This window comes from Mucilaginibacter metallidurans (genome assembly GCF_003286435.2).
Taxonomy (GTDB): Bacteria; Bacteroidota; Bacteroidia; order Sphingobacteriales; family Sphingobacteriaceae; genus Mucilaginibacter; species Mucilaginibacter gossypii.
Genome location: NZ_CP043449.1, coordinates 1,776,588 through 1,797,845 on the forward strand (window position 1 = coordinate 1,776,588; position 21,258 = coordinate 1,797,845).

At 41.9% G+C, this 21,258-nt stretch carries 18 protein-coding genes, 1 tRNA gene and 1 riboswitch; of the genes, 12 read left to right on the forward strand and 7 right to left on the reverse strand.

Annotated features, from left to right (window positions below; all coding sequences use genetic code 11):
• The first annotated feature begins 107 nt into the window (after positions 1 to 107).
• Complete coding sequence (locus DIU38_RS07790) at positions 108 to 995, forward strand: LacI family DNA-binding transcriptional regulator (protein ID WP_244311269.1); 888 nt, start codon at positions 108 to 110, stop codon at positions 993 to 995.
• A 241-nt stretch (positions 996 to 1,236) separates the two neighbouring features.
• Complete coding sequence (locus DIU38_RS07795; RefSeq protein WP_112654216.1) at positions 1,237 to 1,845, forward strand: MCP four helix bundle domain-containing protein; 609 nt, start codon at positions 1,237 to 1,239, stop codon at positions 1,843 to 1,845.
• A 365-nt stretch (positions 1,846 to 2,210) separates the two neighbouring features.
• On the opposite strand, the gene DIU38_RS07800 is transcribed toward DIU38_RS07795, so the two are convergent.
• Positions 2,211 to 3,392 (reverse strand): IS110 family RNA-guided transposase, encoded by a 1,182-nt coding sequence (locus DIU38_RS07800; RefSeq protein WP_112658976.1) that lies wholly within the window; start codon positions 3,390 to 3,392, stop codon positions 2,211 to 2,213.
• Positions 3,393 to 3,530: 138 nt separating this feature from the next.
• Positions 3,531 to 5,897 (reverse strand): alpha-L-rhamnosidase-related protein, encoded by a 2,367-nt coding sequence (locus DIU38_RS07805; RefSeq protein ID WP_112652989.1) that lies wholly within the window; start codon positions 5,895 to 5,897, stop codon positions 3,531 to 3,533.
• Positions 5,898 to 6,172: 275 nt separating this feature from the next.
• On the opposite strand from DIU38_RS07805, the gene DIU38_RS07810 reads away from it, so the two are divergent.
• A complete protein-coding gene (locus DIU38_RS07810; RefSeq protein WP_112652988.1) occupies positions 6,173 to 7,618 on the forward strand; it encodes a TlpA family protein disulfide reductase in 1,446 nt (481 codons plus the stop codon).
• A 5-nt stretch (positions 7,619 to 7,623) separates the two neighbouring features.
• On the opposite strand, the gene DIU38_RS07815 is transcribed toward DIU38_RS07810, so the two are convergent.
• Positions 7,624 to 8,220 (reverse strand): TetR/AcrR family transcriptional regulator, encoded by a 597-nt coding sequence (locus tag DIU38_RS07815; protein WP_112652987.1) that lies wholly within the window; start codon positions 8,218 to 8,220, stop codon positions 7,624 to 7,626.
• Positions 8,221 to 8,567: 347 nt separating this feature from the next.
• Here DIU38_RS07815 and DIU38_RS07820 point away from each other — a divergent pair, with 347 nt between their 5' ends.
• The 3 genes from DIU38_RS07820 (at position 8,568) to DIU38_RS07830 (ending at position 12,957) form a co-directional block, all read left to right on the forward strand.
• A complete protein-coding gene (locus tag DIU38_RS07820; RefSeq protein ID WP_112652986.1) occupies positions 8,568 to 9,806 on the forward strand; it encodes an MFS transporter in 1,239 nt (412 codons plus the stop codon).
• A gap of 163 nt (positions 9,807 to 9,969) precedes the next feature.
• A riboswitch (cobalamin riboswitch) is annotated at positions 9,970 to 10,160 on the forward strand.
• 172 nt (positions 10,161 to 10,332) lie between these two features.
• The gene (gene metE / locus DIU38_RS07825; protein ID WP_112652985.1) at positions 10,333 to 12,657 is read left to right on the forward strand and encodes a 5-methyltetrahydropteroyltriglutamate--homocysteine S-methyltransferase; all 2,325 of its coding nucleotides are present in this window, start codon (positions 10,333 to 10,335) and stop codon (positions 12,655 to 12,657) included.
• A 54-nt stretch (positions 12,658 to 12,711) separates the two neighbouring features.
• The gene (locus DIU38_RS07830) at positions 12,712 to 12,957 is read left to right on the forward strand and encodes a cysteine-rich CWC family protein (protein WP_112652984.1); all 246 of its coding nucleotides are present in this window, start codon (positions 12,712 to 12,714) and stop codon (positions 12,955 to 12,957) included.
• Positions 12,958 to 13,018: 61 nt separating this feature from the next.
• On the opposite strand, the gene DIU38_RS07835 is transcribed toward DIU38_RS07830, so the two are convergent.
• From DIU38_RS07835 to DIU38_RS07850, 4 genes are all read right to left on the reverse strand, one after another.
• Positions 13,019 to 13,519: an SRPBCC family protein gene (locus DIU38_RS07835; protein WP_112652983.1), complete on the reverse strand. Its 501-nt coding sequence runs from the start codon at positions 13,517 to 13,519 to the stop codon at positions 13,019 to 13,021.
• Positions 13,520 to 13,542: 23 nt separating this feature from the next.
• Positions 13,543 to 14,031: a VOC family protein gene (locus DIU38_RS07840; protein WP_112652982.1), complete on the reverse strand. Its 489-nt coding sequence runs from the start codon at positions 14,029 to 14,031 to the stop codon at positions 13,543 to 13,545.
• Positions 14,032 to 14,154: 123 nt separating this feature from the next.
• Entirely contained in the window at positions 14,155 to 14,574 is a 420-nt protein-coding gene (locus DIU38_RS07845) for a VOC family protein (RefSeq protein ID WP_090527313.1), read from the reverse strand.
• Positions 14,575 to 14,580: 6 nt separating this feature from the next.
• Positions 14,581 to 14,910 (reverse strand): ArsR/SmtB family transcription factor, encoded by a 330-nt coding sequence (locus DIU38_RS07850; protein ID WP_112652981.1) that lies wholly within the window; start codon positions 14,908 to 14,910, stop codon positions 14,581 to 14,583.
• Between the two features lie 339 nt (positions 14,911 to 15,249).
• Between DIU38_RS07850 and kdsA the strand changes: the two genes are divergently transcribed.
• From kdsA to DIU38_RS07880, 6 genes are all read left to right on the forward strand, one after another.
• The gene (kdsA, locus tag DIU38_RS07855) at positions 15,250 to 16,026 is read left to right on the forward strand and encodes a 3-deoxy-8-phosphooctulonate synthase (RefSeq protein WP_112652980.1); all 777 of its coding nucleotides are present in this window, start codon (positions 15,250 to 15,252) and stop codon (positions 16,024 to 16,026) included.
• A 25-nt stretch (positions 16,027 to 16,051) separates the two neighbouring features.
• The gene (locus DIU38_RS07860) at positions 16,052 to 16,987 is read left to right on the forward strand and encodes a KpsF/GutQ family sugar-phosphate isomerase (protein ID WP_112652979.1); all 936 of its coding nucleotides are present in this window, start codon (positions 16,052 to 16,054) and stop codon (positions 16,985 to 16,987) included.
• Positions 16,988 to 17,098: 111 nt separating this feature from the next.
• Positions 17,099 to 18,430, forward strand: coding sequence for a nucleotide sugar dehydrogenase (locus DIU38_RS07865; RefSeq protein WP_112652978.1), 1,332 nt, complete (start codon positions 17,099 to 17,101; stop codon positions 18,428 to 18,430).
• Positions 18,431 to 18,640: 210 nt separating this feature from the next.
• Complete coding sequence (locus DIU38_RS07870; RefSeq protein WP_090527329.1) at positions 18,641 to 20,044, forward strand: undecaprenyl-phosphate glucose phosphotransferase; 1,404 nt, start codon at positions 18,641 to 18,643, stop codon at positions 20,042 to 20,044.
• A gap of 1 nt (position 20,045) precedes the next feature.
• Positions 20,046 to 20,834 carry a helical backbone metal receptor gene (locus DIU38_RS07875; RefSeq protein ID WP_112652977.1) on the forward strand — a complete coding sequence of 263 codons (789 nt, stop codon included), beginning with the start codon at positions 20,046 to 20,048 and terminating at the stop codon, positions 20,832 to 20,834.
• A gap of 93 nt (positions 20,835 to 20,927) precedes the next feature.
• Positions 20,928 to 21,012: transfer RNA gene (locus tag DIU38_RS07880), tRNA-Leu, on the forward strand.
• Positions 21,013 to 21,258 lie beyond the last annotated feature (246 nt).

Consider the following 21,258-nt stretch of genomic DNA (forward strand, 5'->3'; position numbering starts at 1 on the left):
AGATTAGCTTAATCGATTTATTTTTATATTTTGGCCAATAATCGCTTAATAAATCATGGTTATTAAGCGATTATATTTTATATTTGATTTTAGCCAATTATAAGCCATTGAAAAAACTATCGATTGTTGATATCGCCAATGAATTAAAGGTTTCTAAAACCACCGTATCGTTTATACTGAACGGGCGTGCAAAGGAAAAACGGATAGGTGAAGACCTGGTAGAGCGTGTTACCAAATATGTAGAAGAAGTGGGTTATAAACCTAATTCCCTGGCTAAAAGCCTGCGTACCGGTAAATCAAATACCATTGGTTTAATGGTTGAAGATATTTCAAACCCTTTTTTTGCAAGCATAGCCCGGCTTATTGAGGATAGGGCTTATAAAAACGGCTACAAAATAATTTATTGCAGTACCGATAATGATACCCAAAAAACCAGGGAACTAATTAGCATGTTTCGTGACAGGCATGTGGATGGCTATATTATTGCCCCGCCCGAAGGTATTGAAGACGATGTAGAACAACTGCTTAAGGATGGCCTGCCGGTGGTAATGTTCGACAGGCATTTACCCAAAGTAAATACCGATTATGTAGAGATTGATAACCTTTTCAGCACCTATAATGCCACCAGGCACTTAATACAACAGGGTTACAAAAATATAGGCTTCGTTACTTTCGCTTCGTCACAAACACAAATGCTGGCCCGGATGCAGGGCTATAAGGATGCCCTGAAGGAAAGCCGTTTTGCTCCGGTGGTTAAAGAGATTGTTTTTAACCAGGACGAAGAAATGATCATTAAACCGATGACTGCCTTTTTTAAAAAGCATCAGGATCTCGACGCGGTAGTTTTTGGCACCAACCACGTAGGTACCTGCGGGTTAAAAGTGTTTAACACACTGGGTATTAAAGTTCCAGGGATATGGCCGTTATATCGTTTGATGATTATGACGTTTTTAAGCTGTACTCGCCCCGGTAACCGCCATAGCTCAGCCGGTTGAAGAAATTGCCGATAATGTGATCACCGTGCTACTTAAAAAGCTTAATACCAAGGGAGTTAGTACCGCTTCTCATTCAATAATTCTTAAAACCAACCTCCAGATCAGGGGCTCATCGTCCGGATTAAAAGGGTGATTTGATTTAGAAGGGCCTTATATTAGCAGGTAAAAGTGAAGTATTTATAAAGATGGATATTTCGTTAATATTCAGTTTGTATCTTACCTTTAATAAAAATTTACTGTTATGAAACGGGCTTTTATTATAAAAAATAAAGCAAGAATGGTATTAGCCTTAGCTGTGCTTACTGCTATGCTTTTATTAGCCAACTGGAATGGTCGCGACAATGTTAAAGAATTGGATAAAACGCTGACATCCATTATGAAGGATCGCTTATTGCCAGCTACTTTTGTACATGAAATAAGCAGCAGGCTTTATGAAAATAAACTGGCAGCTGTTTCTGGTGCAGATGTCCAGGTAAAAACTAATGGTAATTATGCAGCTATAGAAGCGTTAGCAAAGAAATATGAGGCCACTCAATTAACACGCGAAGAATCAGCAAAATGGAAGACCTTTCGTGTGCAATTGCGTGATCTGCAGCAGCAGGAAGCTGGCCTGAATAATGCAGAGTATGTTTTTAATCAGGCCCTTAAATCGCTTGATCAACTGATAGCGATACAGGTTGGCGAGAGCAACCGCCTGCTGCAAAGCGGGCAAAGAAATGTAAGTTCAAGTATACTTACAGCCAATTTTGGTGTGGTTGTTTGTATTTTACTTGGATTATTTATTATGGTGCTGCTAAGCGCCAGGGAACAAATGATTTTAAGGCAGGACGAAAGGCATTTGCTCAATTAAAAGATCTCAAATAATAAAAACCAGACTTACGAAGTTTTAAAAACTGCTATGTAGAAAAGCATAGCAAAGATGTATGAGATTTTTCGATTCACATAAAGTTATAGTTTTATTTTCAGTAATTAAAAAGACTCAAACTGCTATGTGCGATCAATGCCGCCAGTAATTGTGTGAATTTAAAAGAGGTACGAATACTTCGTAATGTAATTAAATACAGTTTTCAAATGTGCGTTTTCCTCTTTAATGTTGATCTGAGATGCTTTTTGTTACTGAAACTCTTTTTTAATAAATTTAGTATGCTGTAAGAAACGGAAGCGGGCTCTGCTGAGGAGCAACCTGCCAGGGATATTACAGCCGGATAAAGCATATCAGCCAGGCATTTCTATTCGTAGTCCACTGCCTGGCTGTTTGTTTATATGCTGTTCTGTCATGCCTAAAGAAAACCTTTCAGCTTTCAGGCCCTTTTCGTTTTGTTTATTCTTTAAATAATCTTCTTTGTAGGGCTGTCCGCTTGTGGCAACCCCTTTGGCTATCATAGCCAGTTTACGTGCTACTTTAATGATCGCCTTTTTACCACTTTTGTTTGCATGTTTGCTGTAATAAGCAAACAATGAGCGGGATTTAGCTATCGCTTTCCATGATGCTTCTACCAGTAATGGACGCAAGTGACCATTGCAGCGTGGCTGCACACCTTTGGTTTTAATAACCGGACCTGAACTATCCTCCCATGGGCATAAACCAAGAAAGCTGGCGTATTTGTCCGGCGCTTCGAAACGACTGAAATCAGCTATCTCTACCAGTAATCCCATTGCTGTAATTGCACCGATGCCCGGAACTGTCAACAGGTTCGTATAAGTTTCCTTATGCAAGGACTGAATCTGCAACCGCAGGGATTTCGTTATTTGGAATAATTGCTTCCGCTGATATTTTAACTCTTCTATATATTGCTGTAAGGTAAACGTGCCAGGCGAACTACCCAGCTCAATGTTCAGCCAGGCCAGCGCCTTACCCGATAAAAACTCGTTTTTTGAGATGGTCTCGGGTAGCTTTATACTATAATACATCAAAAAGCTTTTGAGCCTGTTGTTTGCCCTGGTTACGTCAATAACCTTGCTTTCCGTCATCCGAAACAGGCTCCTTAATTCCTGTTGATCCTGGTTGAGTACATAGATCCCTTTTAAATTGCCCCGCTCCAAATGGTCTGCAAGTGCCCGGCTGTCGTGAAGATCTGTTTTATTCTTCTTTTGCTTGTCTGTTGTGGGAATATCCGCTGCGTGTACAATGATGTTCTTTATTCCGAGCTTACATAGTTGCCCGTGGGCTTCCGTGCCACAAAAGCCCGCTTCATACGCTGAATAATAATCCCCTCCGGGAAACTCCCGCTGTAAATAAGCATCCAATCGCTCTGCTCCCGGATCCTGGCTAAAATGGGATACCTCAATCCCAAGGCTCCGGATCGTTACTGCCCATGATTTTTTGTGAACATCAAGTCCAACATAAAATTTCTGACCACTAAAGTCATTCCCATTTTGCAATTTTGTTTTTGGCATAGCGCGGTTATTTAATTGTTATTTTGCGAAACTTAAAGTTATCGCCTCTAAATTAAATTTCGGCCCTCCAAAAGAGGATGACCGCATACTCTGCGCTATGCTTTTCTTACATAATTACTTCGTAAGTCTTAAAACTTCTTAAATAACCATCACATTTTCACCGCCTTTAAGCGGGTAGGATTTTGCCCTCCAAACCAATATGCCGGATGTGTGCTGTGGTAAACTGACCTTTATTTTCCATTTGTTATTTTCTAAAACATAAGCTACTGCAACCCTGCCATCAGGATGCGGGATCTCACCGCTCACATTGGTCATTGTCCCCAAATGTGGTTCGATCTTTATTTTGCTAAACCCGGGGGCGTAGCTGTCAATACCCAAAACAGTCCTGAAGAATTCAATGTTGGGGCTGCTTCCCCAGGCATGGCAATCTGAACGGCTATATTTAAGATCGGAGTATTCGGCCCAGGTGGTTAAGCCCATTTTAATATTCTCGCGCCAGATACCCAGCCAGTTCATATAATCGTTACCTAAACCACCTTTTACTAAGGCCTGGTGCAGGTAATATTTAAAATAAATGGTGCATTGGGTCAATGAGGTATCGGTTAATAATCGTTTGGATAATACAGGCAGATCTGCGTTTTTCACCATGCCTGTAAGTATGGCTAATGAATTGGCATGCTGCGAAAATTGTTTCTTGTCCCATGTATCGGCATACAGCATTTTCGCCGGGTCCCAATATTTGCGTTGAATGGTTTGCTTAAGTTTCGCAGCTTCTTTGTTGTATAAAGTGGCGTAACCGGGCATGCCCATTTTTGTTTCCATAGCAGCAGCCCACTCATAAGCCCAAAGTAATTGCAAATCAATAATGGCCGAACTGCCGTCGGTGCCTTTTGGCGGCGAGCCTATATCCCAGTTTTTGCCGCTGGCCCAATCCACAAAAGTCCAGTAAGGGGTGTTTTTTAATGAGCCATCAGCTTGTTGGTATTGGCTGAAAAACTTTAATACTGCCCGTTCGCCATCCAGCTTATCCTTAATAAAATTACTGTCATTGCGGTACATCCAGTAATCGTACAGCATGCCTATGTACCATAACGAAAAGGTGGAAATAATTTGGGTATCATGCGTAGGGTAACGGCTTTGGGTAACGCCCTCTGTTAAACGGGAGTGATCCATCAGGTTTATGGCATTGCGGGCCAGCCGGTCATCGCCGCTATAGTAGTAGGATATCATGGCCTGGATACGGGTATCGCCGATGTATTGTAATTGCTCATAATAAGGGCAATCTGTATAGGTTTCAAACGCATTCAAACGGGCGGTATGCCAGCCGATATCGAGCATCTGTTTTATTTCCTTATTATCGGTATTGAAAACGGCACGCTGCTTAAATGGGTACCCGGTAAAGGTGCCATACAGGTCATCAATAACCAAAGGCTCGTTTTGTGTATGCACAATTAAGCGGATGTACCTAAAAGTACGGAAGTTGAGCGTAGTATATGATTGCCCTTTGCTGCCATTGGATATCAAACTATCATTTCTGCCCGAAAAATCCTTGCCCTCCACATCGTTACGGTTACCTTTACGCATGCCATATTTGCTTAAATTATCAAAAAGCGATTCGGCATAGCTTAAAGAGATCCCGGCATCTTTCCCACCGCTAAAATTAATAGTAGGATAGGCGTTGGTAAGATGCGTTTGATCAAGCAGTATGGTAACTGTAGTATTTGCAGGAATAGTAAGCGGTGCCTTAGTGCCCGGAAAAGCCGGGGGAACATCCATCCCGGAGGCTTTACGTACAATAGGGATCCGCTCGTAAATTAATTCCTGGTGCGGAATGGAGGACGGTACCAATTGCCATCCGAAACCGTCCCACCGGCCCTTTAATTGCCCACCGAAGAGGTTTGCCGCCTTTGGCCAGCTGCTATCATCAAAGTTAGGCGAATACCAGTTCATAATACTTTTATTCAGGTCCACCATTTCGCCGGTGCTGGCTGCAAAATAGCCCCAGATGGGCTGATAGCCTTTATCCTGAATGCTTTTCCAGGTGTTATTGGTATTGAGGATATCTTCGGCTGCTGAATTACCTTGTATAATAAAGGCTGTGCGGACACTGATCTGCGCTTCAGGACGGTATTGAGCCTCGTTCCACACTAAAGCAGCTACGGTATTTTTACCGGCTACGAGATAAGGCGCAAGGTCGACGGTTTCATAGTTCCAGTAAAAAGTATCGCCCCTTGCCGGGCCTAATGATACCAATGTGCCGTTTACGTACAGTTTATACCTATTATCTGCCGATACATGAATAATAAAGCCGGCCGGTTTGTTGGTCAGCTCAATGTTTTTACGGAAATAATAAATGCCGTATTCATTTCCGGTGATGCCGGGTGCGGAGATCCATTGCGCATTCCATGTCTTTTCCTGTGCAGTTTTATGAACAGGCCGGGCATTACTGTTTTGTGATGAGAGAAGGGTAGTTACAGAAAAAATTAAAATCAGAAAGTGTTTCATGTAGATTTAATTGATTAATTGGTGATGGTCAGGTTGTTTTTCCTGCTTGCATTAAGTAGATAAATTGGTTTGACTAATATAATTAAATCGATTTAGCATTTTATTATAATTTTTAATTTTTTATGATTTGACAAAGCTGACGGGATTAGGTTTCTTTTTGAACCATCGCTGATTCGGTCTGTCTCCGGGTGGGGATAACATGCAAACTAAATCCCGAAGTTGTATTGAAATAAGCTGCTGAGCTTTATATTTGTTTAAACCTACCAGCTACATCTATGAAAAAAATAATCCTGTTCCTGCTTTCATTTTATTTTATCGGCAAGGGAGTAGCTCAAAACCCGGTTCAACCACTTGTTATTCAGGGAAAGCTCAGCAATTCGGCCGAAAAGATGTTGAAGATCTTTTTTGAAGATGCCAACGGTAAACTTCTTATGGATACCATCAGGCTTAATGATTCGGGTGAGTTTTATTTAAAAACGTACAAGATAGTAAAGCCTCAACGCACCAGCATCCAGCAAAACAATACCCAAATCAACCGGATCTATGTGGCACCGGGTTATGATCTCCATATAACCGGTGACGCTATTGATTATGCCAAGCTGTCGAAAACTAAAAAGATAACCGGTATAGGTGCCGAAACCAATCAATACCGTGTAAAATTAGATTCAATCCTGGTTGCCCGGAATGATAAAACAGCGTGGTATGAACTTAAGACCGATGAGTTAATCCAATTCCTTAAAAAAAGCAAGACGTTGGAAGATTCGTTACTAAATGCTGTGTTTAATAAGCCGGCAAAACAGGATCATTATTTCAATACGTTTAAGAAAATGATTGATTTAGATAATCAAAGCTTAAATTTTTACATGCTGCTTCAGCACCTTGATTTGAGTAAATACAATGCAGCGCAGATGCGGGAGCTGGTATCAAAAAATACCCCTTCAGCATTTTCAAAAGGGATATCGCATGACGAATATTTAGTATCAGAAGACTATAAATCATGGGTTTTGCCCCTTTATTATGCTTATGAACAGCGCTTGGATCTGCTGCGCGATTCGGCATCGGTGAAGCAGCCCGGGTACACACTTGGCAAAATCAAACAGCTTTTTACCGGTAAGGTTAGGGACTATTATCTGAACCGACACGTTGAAAAAAGAATTGGTAGTGCTAACTCTCTTGAAAAATTGAATATAGCCCAAAAGGAGATGCGTGTATTCATTGACGCAATAAGTAACCCGGCTTTAAAAAATAACATCGCCGGTAATTTTACCGAAAAAAAGTTACAGCTGATGCACGTGCAAATTGGGAAGCCGGCCCCGGCTTTTACTTTGCCCAGCGACCGTGGCAAGGTTTTTAACCTGGCCGATTTTAAAGGAAAAGTTATTTATATTGACCTTTGGGCCAGCTGGTGCGGGCCATGTCGCCAGGAGGTGCCTGCATATAAAAAGCTAAGCGACAAGTTTAAAACTAATCCGCAGGTTGCTTTTGTCAGTATTGCCGTACATGACGGAGAAAAGGAATGGCGAAATGCGCTCAAAGAAGAAAAGCCGGACTGGCTGCAGCTTTATGACAAAGACGGTACAGTTGCACAATCATATATAGCATATGCAATTCCAAAATATATACTGATTGATAAAGAAGGAAAAATGCTCAGCTTTGATGCTCCGGGCCCGGGGAGTGCGCAGGCCGAAAAATTGATCAATGAGGCTATCGCAAAGCCATAGCGTGTTTATTCTTTTTCCAGGGCATATGATGCCAGTTCGTTTTTCAGGCTTTTGATCATGATCTGCATTGGTTTTGTGCTGTTTAATACCCTGCAGATCGCGTTGCCTCCTTCTATCGAAAGCATCATTCGGGTTGCAAATTCAACGGGATTTATGGCGTTTGAGAGTTCTCCATTATCAATTCCTTCCTGAATTATATTGGCATAGGTTGTTATTGCGGTATCAACCATGTTTTTTAACTTTTTTTTGATGGCTGGGTTAGTGTCATCGGTCTCTGTCGAAAAATTAACTATCGGGCAGCCGCCTTCAATATAGCTTTTCAGTGGATTTTTGCTGTTGTCTAAAGCGGCATTGATCTTGGCAATGGCAGTTTTATGTTTGCTTACTGTGTTGTTCCTTCTGTCGTTTAGTTTTCCTAAAAGGTAATCAACAGCGGCTTGTGCCAGTTCGTCTTTGCTTTCAAAATGGCCATAAAAACATCCCTTACTGGTATTGGCAACTTCAAGTACCTCATCAACAGAAGTGCCGGCAATTCCCCTCTCATTAAATAAAATCGCTGCCTGCTCAATAATGAATTGCCTTTTTTGCTCGCCTTTGCTCATCTTCAGTTATTTACTATGCAAATATAGACTAAATGGTTTAAAAAAGTAAAGGCCGTTGATTGCCTGTTGAAATTAACTGAGTGTTTTATTGTTTGTAAGTAGCTGTTAGTTAGTGTTTTATTTTCAGGTTTGGTTTGTAAATGTATAACTTTAGGTTGATTTTTTTACACTTATCTTATGAATGCCTGTATTTATAAGCCGGCTAAGCAGTGATTGACACAGTAATGTAAATATGGCTAAAAGTAGACCAAATGGTTTTATTTAATAAACCAATTAGTCTACTTTTGTTTTAAATAAAAACGCACAGCATACTGTTTTTACGATCTGTTAAATTTCAACAATAAGCTATGAAAATTATAAAAGAACACCACAGGGGCATCAGCACAATTTTAGCGTTCGCGCTGATCCCGCTTTCTGGTTTTGCAACTGATATTTATATACCTTCCCTGCCTTCTATGGCCAGGGAATTAGCTGTCAATAATTCGGCCGTTCAGCTTTCGCTCATCGCGTTTATGATCAGTTCGGGCGTTAGCCAGTTGTTTGTTGGCAGCTTGCTCGATAGCTTTGGCCGGTACCGTATCGGTACTGTTTCCTTGCTGGTGTTTGCATTTGCAAGTTTTGTCATAGCTATCTGCCATAATATTGAGCTTATTTATGCCATGCGTATTTTGCAGGGCATCACCGTAGCGCTTATTGTGGTAGGGAAGAGGGCATACTTTGTAGATATGTACTCGGGCGAGCAGCTTAAACATTATACCAGCCTTTTTTCTATCATCTGGGCAACCGCGCCTATTGTAGCGCCTTTTATCGGAGGTTACCTTGAAGCTGCCTTTGGCTGGGAATCCAATTTCCTTTTCCTGGGAATAGCCACTCTTTCCCTACTTGTTTTAGAGCTGGTATACGGTGGCGAATCATTAAAAAATTATCACCCGTTCAAAGCTAAAAGTATTCTGCAGGTTTACCTGGCTACCATTAAAACCCGTGATTTTTCCCTGGGCCTCATCCTGATCTCCCTGAGCTATGCCATGCTGGTAGTGTATGGTATGAGCAGCCCTTTTATAATTGAGCATGTATTTCATTTGTCGCCTGTGGTAACCGGTTATTGTTCGCTGCTTTCGGGGGTATCATTGATGGCGGGCGGTATTATTTCAAAAACCCTCATCAGGAAACCGCTTATCAAAAAAGTATCTATAGCGCTTGCACTGCAATTAGGCTTTGCCGCTTTAATGGTGTTTACAGCAGGGATTAAAACAAATTTATTTACGCTGATGGCCTTTACAGCATTGGTCCACCTGTTATCTGGCTTTATATTCAATAATATATTTGCCTACTGTTTAGGCCGGTTTTCAAAAAATGCGGGTATTGCAAGCGGCGTGACCGGCGGCTCGCTTTATATTATCACTTCATTTTTTAGCTATGGCATTGTAAATATTATGGCCATAAAAAATCAGCAGTTATTAGGAACCGCTTATCTATCGTTCGCGATACTGGCTGTTATTACCCTGGTGCTTTTCGTCAAAGCGAGGGCTTCGCACCAAAAACAAGAAGAAGCGGCTGTTATTTTAAATGCTGAGGTAGCGGTATAAGCTGAATGATATTGCTTTAAATAACAGGTGAAGCCGGTAATTAATTATCGGCTTCACCTGTTTTACAACGATACATAAGGTATAGTCTATAATTTCATCAATGAAATAACCTGAATATTAAGCCGGCATATCCTTATATTTGCCCCGATAAGTTCTTTACTTTACTTCATCAACCGGTATAGGTTTTACTTAATTGTAGATTAATAGGGAATCGTGTGTAAATCACGAACTGTCGCGCAACTGTAAGTAACACAAAGGTTTTTGCCAGTAATGTCCACTGTCCTGATGAAAGGGATGGGAAGGGCGGCAAAAATGTTACAAGTCAGGAGACCTGCCTAATACTGAATTGACAATGCTTTCGCGGTATGAAGCTTGGTCTGGGTTATGATTACTTGCCTGTATGGGTCCATGGCCCGTTATGACAGGCTGTGCCCATATATTCTCTCCATATTTTCATATCACAAAACATTACGAAGCTTAGCTGAAAGGGCTTTTAACCGATTTATTCATTTAATCAATTAAAAGAATGCTAACGCAAAATTTAGGTTACCCGCGTATTGGTAGCCGGCGCGAATTGAAAAAAGTCTGCGAAAACTACTGGGCAGGCAAAACGGGCTTAAAAAATGTGCTTACCGTGGGTAAATACATAAGGGAAGAAAACTGGCTGCTGCAAAAGGAAGCCGGGATCGACCTCATCCCATCAAATGATTTTTCATTTTATGACCAGGTGCTTGATCATTCACTGATGTTTGGCGCTATTCCTAAACGCTATCATGAAGTGATCAGTCAAAAAGGCAATACCGAGCTCGATCTGTATTTTGCTATGGCCCGCGGCTATCAAAAAGATGGATTGGATGTGGTAGCTATGGAAATGACTAAATGGTTTGATACCAATTACCATTACATAGTACCCGAGTTTTATAAAGACCAGCAGTTTAAACTTTTCTCCACCAAAGTTATCGATGAGTTTTATGAGGCTAAACAGTTGGGCATCGTTAGCAAGCCGGTATTGCTTGGCCCTGTATCGTACCTGTTGTTAGGCAAAGAGAAAGAGGCTGGTTTCGATAGGATAGACCTGATCAAAAATCTGCTGCCTGTTTATTTTGACATCCTAAATAAGCTTAAAGCTTTGGGTGCCGAATGGGTCCAGTTTGATGAACCGTTTTTAGCGCTTGATTTAAGCGAAAAACAACAGGAGGTATTTAAAGATACCTATAAGCAATTGAGGAAAGAATTCCCTTTCCTAAAGATAGTTTTGGCAACTTATTTTGAACGCCTGGGTGATAACACTCAATTAGCGGCAACTTTACCTGTTGACGTTTTACATATCGATTTAGTACGGGCGCCCCAGCAATTGAATGAAGTGATTGAGCATCTGCCCCAAAAAACTATCCTTTCTTTAGGTGTTGTTGACGGGCGCAATATCTGGAAAAATGATTTTGATAACTCGCTGGTCATTATAAAGAGCGCGAAGGACAAGTTAGGTACCGACCGCGTTTGGATAGCCCCTTCATGCTCATTGATCCATTCGCCATGCGATTTGCAAAATGAAACCAACGATGAAGTGCTTACTCCCGAAATTAAGCAGTGGCTGGCTTTTGCGCGCCAAAAAATAAACGAAGTGGCATTGCTCAGCAAATTATCGGAAGATGTGGTTAGCGATAGCAGCCTGCATCAGCTGGAAAAAAACCGGCAGGCAAACGAGGCCCGCCGAACATCTGCACTGATCCGTAACCCGGCGGTTAAACAACGGGTAAGCGCCATTACCGAAAATGATGCAAAGCGTATAAGTGCTTTTCCTGCACGGAAAGAGCAACAGCAGCAACTGCTTAACCTGCCGCTTTTTGCTACCACAACTATTGGTTCGTTCCCGCAAACAGCCGAAGTACGAAGCTGGCGGGCCCAATTAAAAAAAGGCGCGATAACCCTGGGGGAGTATAATAAACTGATAGCTGCCGAAACTGAAAAAGCTATAAAATGGCAGGAAGAAATAGGGTTGGATGTGCTGGTACATGGCGAGTTTGAACGTAATGATATGGTTGAGTACTTTGGCGAACAGCTGGCCGGTTTTACCTTTACACAAAATGGCTGGGTGCAAAGCTATGGCAGCCGCTGTGTTAAACCACCCGTTATTTATGGCGATGTATCAAGGCCACAACCTATGACGGTAAAATGGTCGGCTTATGCGCAATCGTTAACCTCAAAATGGATGAAGGGTATGTTAACCGGCCCGGTAACTATTTTGCAATGGTCGTTTGTGCGCAATGACCAGCCCCGTTCCGAAACCTGTACGCAGATAGCATTGGCCATTCGTGATGAAGTTTGTGACCTGGAAAGCGCAGGTATCAAAGTCATCCAGATAGATGAACCTGCCATTCGCGAAGGATTACCGCTTCGCAGGGATGACAGGGCAAATTATCTCGACTGGGCAGTTAAAGCTTTCAGGATTTCGGCAAGCGGCGTTCAGGACAGTACACAGATCCACACGCATATGTGTTATTCGGAGTTTAATGACATCATTAAAAGCATAGCCGATATGGATGCCGATGTGATCACGATAGAAACATCGCGCTCGCAAATGGAGCTGCTGGATGTTTTTGCCGATTTTAAGTATCCTAATGAAATTGGCCCCGGTGTATATGATATCCATTCGCCCCGCGTGCCCAACAGAGAGGAGATGATCCGTTTGCTTAAACGAGCCCAGGCGGTAATACCCGATGCTCAGCTTTGGGTAAATCCCGATTGTGGCTTAAAAACACGGGGATGGGATGAAACCCAAAAGGCCTTAACAGAGATGGTTGAAGCCGCGAAAGCTGTCCGCGAAAATGTTATCAGCAATGTAACTGCTTAAAAATGATTACTGCTGTGTACCGTACCAGGTGCACAGCAGTTTTATATACTTAGTATGACAAAGCATGAAAATAAATACTGCCCCCGGTGTAAAGAGCCGTTTGAATGCAAAGTAGGCAGCATCCTGTTGTGCCAGTGCCAGGGCATCAGCTTTACCGACCGGGAGCGCGATTATATCCGCTTAACCTATCCTGATTGCCTTTGCCGTAAATGCCTGATGGTAATAAAGCATGAGATCAGTTCAACCGCAGCTCAGGAAAAAATGAAAACGATACTTGAAGCAATCAGGAAAGGTAAGTAATAGTACAAGCCCGGTGCTGATAATTAAAAGCTTTTGGCTTTCTGCGTTCAGCCTTTTGCATCTATTTTATTTCTCCTGCTTCAAAAAGCTCATCCAAACGCCAGTGCGAATCATTTACACCGCGTTCCATACCCGATTGCAGCATGCCGTCACGATCGGCCACCGATTGGAAAACAGATTGTACAGTCACTTTTGTACGGTTCCCTGGTAGTGCTTCAAACCTGGTGGTTTCAAGCGTTACATGACCACTTTCGGGCAATCCTTCAAACTCAAATGTTTGGATGATACGTTCAGGCGCGGTTACATCATGGATAACACCATGAAAGCCATAATCATTACCGGCAGGGTCGGTATGAATGTAGCGGTAAGCGCCTCCGCTACGGCAGTCAAATTGATCTATGCGCATTTTAAGTTCGCGTGGACCCAGCCATCTAACAATAAGTTCAGGATCGGTAAAGGCTCGGAAAACCAGCTCACGCGGTGCTTCAAATTCGCGGGTTATGAAAAGCTCCTGTTTGCCGGGTTCGGCCTTAATTTCTGTTTGATTTTTGGTGGTGATCATGGTGTTTTTATTTAGGTGATTGATTAATCGTTATCGTTAGCTTCCTGCAAAAGCTTGATATCCATTTTGGTCATCTTCATCATGGCAGCCATAACTTTTTTGGCTTTTTCAGGATTTTCGTTATTATAAAGTAACTCGCTCATAACTTCAGGAACAATTTGCCATGTAACGCCGAATTTATCGTCGAGCCAGCCGCACTGATTGGTTTTGCCGCCGCCTGCAGGTAGTGCTTCCCACAGGTAATCAATTTCTTCCTGGGTTTTGCAGTTGATGTAAAATGATGTAGCAGGCGAAAAATTGAACATTGGTCCGCCATCTAAAGCTAAAAACTGCTGATCTTCTATTCTGAATGTTCCAACTAACATTTTGCGGCCATTGCCCGGATCGGTAAGTGAGCTTACTTCGCTTTCGGAGTTTTTGAATACCGAGGTATAAAATTTCAATGCTTCTTCAAGGTTGCCGTTAAACCATAAAAAAGGGGTTACTTTCTGGGTTGCTTTAAATGTTGCCATGGTTTCTGTTTTTTATTAATTAAAAATTTGTTGCTTTCGATATCTCAAAGTTACCTGCCCTGACAAGGGCTAATAGTGTCCAAAAACGACGAGATAAGGGGGCATTAGCGACAAAATGATTTTTTATCTCCCTGGCATTTTGCTCATATCCATGTGCAGCACATTCCAGCTATGGCCATCAGGATCGGTAAACAGGCAGCCGTACATCCAGCCATCCATTTCCCGGGGCTTGTGATTGCTTTTGCCACCGGCTTCGATAGCCTTTTGAGCCAGTTCATCAACCTCTTCCTTGCTTTCCGCGTCGATAGACAGCAGAACTTCAACTCCCTTTGCCGTATCCGCAAGACCGCAGTTTTCAACAAAGCCTTTAAAGGTGCTTTCGTCAAAAAGCATTACTGTAACATCCTTTTCGCCAACCTGCATGGCTGCAGAATTCGGGCCGTTACCAAATTGCGAGTTAAACCGGAAGCCGAGTTTGCTGAAAAACTCCTTTGATACATTAACATTTTTTACAGGCAGATTGATCCAGAATTGCTTCGTCATAATTGATTATTTTAAAGGTTTATCATTGTTTTTTAATTCTTCGAGCAGGCTGTCGAGCGCGTCAAATTTTTCATCCCAACTCTTGCGGTAACGCTCAATCCATTGAGCAACCTCTTCAAGCTGTTTCAGGCGGGGTTCGCAATACCGTTCCCGCCCTTGTTTCTTAATGGTTATAAGACCGCATTCGGTCAGGATTTTTATATGCTGGGATATAGCGGGACGACTTACATCAAAGTTATCCGCTATGGCATTCAGGTTCATGGGTTTAAAGGCTATCAGGTTAATGATATCCCTGCGGGTTGGATCGGCAATGGCCTGGAAAACATCTCGTCTCATCTAAATCAAATATAATATGTAAGTGATTGCTTACAAATTTATATGTAAGCAATCACTTACGCAAATTTTTTGAATATTTTTATTTGTAAATAAAGAAGGGGAGAAGTGCAGGGCCAACATTTAAATATCCGGACTTGCCTAAGCGCTCAAAAACATTAGCGTAGTGTAACCCCACTAAAAAATAAATATTTGATTATGAATATCTTGTAAGTAATATTTTAAAAAAGTGTTAACCCTGTTAACCCTATTTATGGGCGTTTGCCCGGGAGTGAAATAGCCCTTCTGTATGATTCTCAAAAAAATCATCATCTTTGTGGCTGATAAATAGACCCTAACAATATGCTGTTTGAACAAATAAACCAAAAGCCGTTCTTTATTCTTGGTCCCTGTGTAATGGAAAACCAGGAATTGCTATATACCGTTGCCGAAAAAGTCGCCGAAGCGGGGCAGAAGTATAACGTTCCGGTGATCTTTAAATCGTCATTTGATAAAGCCAACCGCACATCTATTCATTCATACCGCGGCCCGGGATTAGAGAAAGGCATGGAAATGCTGATGAATGTTAAGCAGCGTTTTGGTTTACCTGTTACTACAGATATTCATGAGCCGTTCCAGGCAGCTATTGTAGCCGAGGTTGCCGATATATTGCAGATCCCCGCTTTTTTATGCCGTCAAACAGATCTGCTGGTTGCGGCTGCCCAAACCGGTAAAATTGTCAACGTAAAAAAAGCCCAGTTCCTTTCGGGACATGATATGTTTTATCCGGCTCAAAAAGTTATTGAAGCCGGTAATAACCAGGTAATATTAACCGAGCGGGGCAATATGTATGGCTATAATAATTTAGCTGTCGATTTTAGGAATATTTACGATATGAAAGCTTTTGGCCACCCGGTTTGTATGGATTGCACCCATTCGGTTCAGCGCCCGGGCGGAGCAGGAGGAAAAACCGGCGGCGACCGTACTTTTGTCCCTATGATGGCACTGGCAGCAAAAGCTTTTGGAGCCGATGGCTATTTTTTGGAAACGCATCCCGACCCTGATAATGCCCTGAGCGACGGCCCTAACATGGTTAAGCTGCACGAACTGGATAAGGTTTTAGCACCATTAGTAGGGTAAGTTTTTGTTCTGAATGTCCGGATCCATGAAAGATATTGCAAAAAGGGTTTTTGATATTGAAATAGAGTCGCTGCAGCAGGTAGCCGGCTCAATTGATGATGAGTTTGCAAGGGTTGTTGATGCCATACTAAAATCAACAGGAAAGCTGGTTGTTATTGGCATTGGTAAATCGGGGCTTATCGGTAAAAAGATAGCTGCCACATTGGCCAGTACAGGTACGCCGAGCTTTTTTTTGCATCCGGGAGAGGCTTTTCACGGCGATTTAGGCATGGTAGGCCCTAATGATATTGTTTTATTGATATCCTATTCGGGCGAAACCGACGAGGTACTGAAGCTTATCCCTTATTTAAAATGGAATAAGAATGTAATGATTGGCATAACAGGTAATCCTATATCAACTGTTGCCAAAAACTGCAGTTATCACCTTAATATAAAAGTTGAAAGGGAGGCTTGCCCGCTTGAACTGGCGCCAACCTCGTCAACTACGGCGGCGTTGGTTATGGGCGATGCCCTGGCTATAGCATTAATGGAGTCGCGAAACTTTCAGCAGCATGATTTTGCACGTTTTCATCCGGGCGGTAGCCTTGGGCGCAAACTGCTGGTAAAAGTTAAAGACCTCATGCGTACCGATAAGCTTCCTTTTATTAATGAGGAAGCTTCATTTATGGACCTGTTACTGCGCATGTCCGAAGGCAGGTTAGGTATGGTTATAGTAGGCGACGCGTCCCGGATTAAGGGGGTGGTTACAGATGGTGACCTTCGCAGGGCCTTGCTTAAACATCCCGATACCTCAACCTTAACGATAGCTGAAATTATGACCGTTAACCCGGTTATTATTGATGAGCATGAATTTGTTGGCTATGCCGAGCAGTTAATGCTTGAAAAAAAGATCACCACCTTACTGGTGGGTTCTGCACAAAACCGGTCAATAACAGGTGTTTACCAGATATATACGGCCTGAAACACTTTTGATTAGCCTAAGCCGCGCATTCTTTGGATCGGGAGGCAGCTAATTTTGGTAATATTTGATTATCTTTACCGGTATCTATCATATTCTACCGTGTTAAATTAAATGTCTGATCAATCAAATTCGATCACTAATAAATTTCAGGCTCCTGCAAATATTCATATTGCAATAATAGGTCTTGGCTATGTGGGATTGCCCCTTGCTGTTGAATTTGCCAAAAAATATCCTGTAAAAGGTTTCGATATTAAACAAAGCCGGGTAGATGAGCTGAATAACGCGTTTGACCGTACCCTTGAAACCAGGAGCGACGAACTATCGGCAGTTTTAAATTTAAAGGATGAAAGCAAGGGACTCACTTTCACATCGCAGATAACAGACATTGCTTCCTGTAACGTTTATATTGTTTCGGTACCAACACCTACCGACCAGCACAACCGGCCCGATTTGAGCCTGCTTATTCGGGCAAGTAAATCAATAGCAGGTGTATTGAAGAGGGAGGATGTAGTTATTTATGAATCAACAGTTTATCCCGGCGTAACTGAGGATGTTTGTGTGCCTGTTTTACAAAAAGAATCAGGTTTGCATTATAACAGGGATTTTTTTGCAGGATACTCGCCCGAGCGTATAAATCCGGGGGATAAAGTTCATACGCTGACCAATATTTTAAAAGTAACATCGGGCTCAACGCCCGAGGCTGCTGATTTTATTGACAACTTATACCGGTCAATAGTAAAAGCAGGAACGCATAAAGCCCCCGCCATTAAAGTTGCGGAAGCCTGTAAGGTGATCGAAAATTCACAGCGGGATATCAATATCGCTTTTGTAAACGAACTTGCCAAAATATTCAACATCATGGATATTGATACCCATGCGGTTTTGGCAGCGGCAGGTACCAAGTGGAATTTCCTGAATTTTAAACCAGGTCTTGTAGGCGGCCACTGCACAGGAGTTGATCCGTATTACCTTGCAGCAAAAGCCCAGCAAATGGGTTATCATCCCGAAATTATCCTTGCCGGGCGAAGGCTTAATGATGGTATGGGTACGTACGTTGCCCTTGAAGTCATTAAACTGATGGTGAAGAATGATATTTCGGTAAAAAACTCAAAGATCCTGGTGCTCGGTTTTACTTTCAAGGAAAACTGCCCGGATGTTCGCAACACCAGGGTAATTGATATTATTAAGGGATTTGATGGTTTTGACGCAACCTGTGAAATATATGACCCATGGGCCGACCCGGATGAAGTAAAAAGAGAATATGGTATCTCTACATTGAAAAATTACCAGCAACTAAGCGGCGCTTACGATGCTATTGTTATGGCTGTGGCACATCGCGAGTTTTATGATTTAGACTATGCAAGCTTAAAACATAAACCATCATCGGTAATTTATGATATAAAAGGTATTTTAAACAAGGGTGTTGTAAGCGGACGGTTGTAAGTGTTGGTTTTACAATTATTTTTTCACATAGAAAATCATTTTTTTCTCACTGTTAACAGAGAATTCATTTTGAATAAATTTCTTAATTTTTAATTTTGTGGCTGTGAAAATAATACATTCGTAACCGTGTCTTCATTTAATTATGACATTGTTATTAGTAAATAATTATAGTAATTTTAGCAGGGTTGCATACTACATAAGCACATATACATGATTCACAGATACGCTACTTTTATTAAAGCAGTGAACCTTACCATTGATTATATTATACTTAATATGAGCATGGTAATTTCTTACTTCATCGAAGACCGGTCATATATTTTTTGGATTAACAACAGGCAGTACCTGCCTATTGTATTGGTTTTTAATCTAATTTGGCTGCTATCAGCTAATATCACCGGGCTTTATGAACATGTTCTTAATAAAGATTCAATTAAAACCTATCGCGGTGTAATTAAAACTTATCTGCTGTTTGTAAGCTTTATTTGCTTCACTATCATTATATTGATAGGCACCAAAGCGTATTTTATAACACGCGAGTATCTTTTTTATTCACTGGCGTTATTCGGTTTCCTGCTTGGTTTATGGAAGTTAATATTCCTGAGTATTCGTAAAAGCGACCGCGCAACGCTTATTGATATACGTACTGTTATCATTATAGGTGGGGGCCGCATCGGGTCAGACCTGCATAGCTTTTTTAAACAAAACCCCGAACGTGGGTATAAGCTTGTTGGCTTTTTTGATGATGCATCAGACAGCGTACTTGATCAAAGCCTTTATTTAGGCGGTACTAATGATTGTATAAGCTATGTGCTCAACAATAAAGTTGATGAAATATTTTGTACCCTACCAAACTCTGAAGCTGAGAAAATAGAGCAGTTGATGCTTGATGCGGATAAAAATCTGATCAGGTTTAAATTTGTGCCAGAATATTACGACTACGCTAAAAAGCCAACTTTTATACAAAGCTTTGGCCATATCCCGGTTATATCCGTAAGGCCAGAACCTTTGGAGAACATGCTGAACCGCTCCATCAAACGCTTGTTTGATATCTGTTTTTCTATATTTGTGATCCTGTTTATTTTTAGCTGGTTATTCCCCATTTTGGCCATCATTATAAAGCTTGAGTCAAAAGGGCCGATATTCTTTGTGCAGGAGCGCTCAGGCAGGGACAATAAGCCGTTTAAATGCTATAAATTCCGTAGCATGCGGGTAAATCACGATTCGGATAAAAAACAAGCTACACGCGGCGATTCACGTATAACCAAATCCGGGGCATTTATCCGTAAAACAAGTATCGACGAATTGCCACAGTTCTTTAACGTAATATTAGGCAATATGTCTGTAGTAGGCCCGAGGCCGCACATGATAAGCCACACTCAACAATATTCGCAGCTTATTGATACTTTCATGGTAAGGCATTTTCTTAAACCTGGTATTACGGGTTGGGCCCAGGTGTCAGGCCTGAGGGGCGAAACTCAAACCACACAGGCTATGCTTGAGCGTGTGGAGGCCGACGTTTGGTATCTTGAAAACTGGTCGTTCCTGCTGGATATGAAGATTATCTTCCTAACGGTATGGAACGTGTTTAGGGGCGAAAAGAACGCGTTTTAATATGCCGGTATTCCGGGATCAGCTAAGCCGAAAGGTTGAACTTTCCGGAATCCCTAAGCGGATCATATCCATTGTCCCTTCACAAACAGAATTGCTTTTTTACCTTGGCTTAAACGTTGAGGTGATAGGCATTACTAAATTTTGTATCCATCCGGCAGATAGGTTTAATTCAACAACGAAAGTAGGAGGGACTAAACAGCTTGATATCGAAAAAATCCGATTGCTGAACCCGGATTTAATTATCGCCAATAAAGAGGAGAACGACCATCTTCAGGTAGAAGAGTTAATGAATATATGCCCGGTTTGGATCAGTGATATTTTTGATCTGGAATCGGCTTTGCAAATGATTGTTTGCATTGGTAATATGATAGGTAAGCCCGGGCGGGCAAACGTACTTTGCACGGAAATTAATGGTCGTTTTAAGGGTATTAAGTTTCCTGTAACAGAGCTGAGAGTTGCCTATCTCATCTGGCGTAAACCCTATATGCTTGCCGGCAGGGGAACTTTCATTGATAGTATGCTGCAAACATGTGGACTAAACAATGTAACAGAGGGGGAGCGTTACCCGGAGATTGATGCAGATGCTTTAGCCGCGGCTAATCCGGATCTTCTTTTTCTATCATCAGAGCCATATCCATTCGCTAAAAAACATATAGAGGAGTTTAGGGCGCTTTTACCAAATGCAAAGATAGTTTTGGTAGATGGTGAAATGTTTTCATGGTATGGCAGCAGGCTTTTATACGCACCCGTATACTTCAAACAACTGACGAATGGGCTTTTGAAAAATTAATTCCTACTAAATGAGCATGATAGCAAAAAAATGAAAATTATGTTTTTAAGTATAATTTTAAACGCTATCTTTGCAGCCTGTTAAATCAGAAACGCGGAAGTGGCGTAATTGGTAGCCGCACCAGACTTAGGATCTGGCGCTTCACGGCGTGGGGGTTCGAGTCCCTTCTTCCGCACCACATAGGATTCTGTCGAAATTCCGAGAGGGTTGCTCCAAAAAGAGCAGCCCTTTTTTGTTTCTTTTCAGCAAGTTATGCTCGCACGCCGGATTGATGTAGGGTGTTCGATATGCCCCCTCTCTAAACATGAGACTATGTTCGAACGCCCCTTTAATAAAGGATGTTTTTGATTGAGGTTCGCTTTTTTATAAACGCCCGGTAATGAGGTCAGCGAAGTTAATAAGATCGTTTGTTGATGCAGGCTGT